This is a genomic window from Bradyrhizobium sp. PRIMUS42 (genome assembly GCF_023006515.1).
Lineage (GTDB): Bacteria > Pseudomonadota > Alphaproteobacteria > Rhizobiales > Xanthobacteraceae > Bradyrhizobium.
Genome location: NZ_JALBGZ010001225.1, coordinates 1 through 1104, shown reverse-complemented (window position 1 = coordinate 1104; position 1104 = coordinate 1). Strand labels below are relative to the sequence as shown.

Below are 1104 nucleotides of genomic sequence, written 5' to 3'. Positions count from 1 at the left end.
CCGAGCTCGCGGGCAAGCGCACCGTCATCGCGCATCTCGGCAATGGCGCCAGCCTCTGCGCGCTGCGCGACGGCCGCAGCATCGACACCACGATGGGGCTGACGCCGCTCGACGGTCTCGTGATGGGCACACGCTCAGGCACGATCGATCCCGGCGTCCTGCTCTATCTGCAACAGCACGAGAACATGTCGGTCGAGGATGTCCAGCACCTGCTCTATCACGAGTCCGGCCTCTTCGGCGTCTCCGGCCTCTCCGCGGACATGCGCACACTGCTCGCGAGTAGCGAGGTTGCTGCGCGAGAGGCGGTCGATCTGTTCGTCTTCCGGGCGGCACAGCAGATCGCGATGATGGCCACCACGCTTAAAGGACTGGACTGTCTGGTCTTCACCGGCGGGATCGGCGAACACGCGAAGGAGATCCGCGGCGCGATCGGCGAGCGCCTGGCGTGGCTCGGCGTGCGGATCGATGCGGCTGCGAATGATGAAGCGCGCGAGCGGATCGGCGGAAGAGGCAGTGCCGTCGAAGTGTTCGTCATTCCGACGAATGAGGAACAGGTGATGGCACGGCATTGCGTCGCGATGCTGCGGACGAAAACCCAGGTATCGTAGGGTGGGCAAAGCGAAGCGTGCCCGCCACCTCTGTCTGGTGGGCACGGCGCAAGTGCGCCTTTGCCCACCCTACGATATCAGACTCGCGGAGAGACAGCCCTCTCGCCGCCCTAATGTGTCCCCGACAATATCTGAAAACACCCGATCGCGACCTCGATCACGATCAGCACCACCACCGCGATCTCGAGGCGCAGCGAGCGCTGGGTGTCGATGATGTCGGTGAGCGCGTTGGCGGTCTCCGACACCGCGGTGAGCTTGCGCTCGAGCGTGTCGAGGCGCTCCTTCAGTTCGTATTCGTCTTCGAGACGGGAATAGAGCCGGTCGAGCTCGGGCTTCTCCCAGAGCACGTCGGGCTTCTCGGCGATCGCGACGCGACCGGCGACGCGCTGCTGCACCAGCAATGCATTGCCGATCAGTTGCAGAACGCCCTTGCGCCGGCGCGGCGTGCGGCCGTGTTCGGCGAGCTCCCGCGCAAAGGGCTCGATCACATCGAAGA

At 65.0% G+C, this 1104-nt stretch carries 1 protein-coding gene and 1 pseudogene; one reads left to right on the top strand and one right to left on the bottom strand.

The genetic code is table 11. The features are described from left to right. Positions 1–608: pseudogene (locus MOV75_RS39255) on the top strand (acetate kinase); the annotation flags it as partial. Positions 609–718: 110 nt separating this feature from the next. On the opposite strand, the gene MOV75_RS39250 reads toward MOV75_RS39255, so the two are convergent. Continuing rightward, on the bottom strand, positions 719–1104 hold a 386-nt coding region (locus MOV75_RS39250; protein WP_247008205.1), incomplete at its 5' end, for an RMD1 family protein.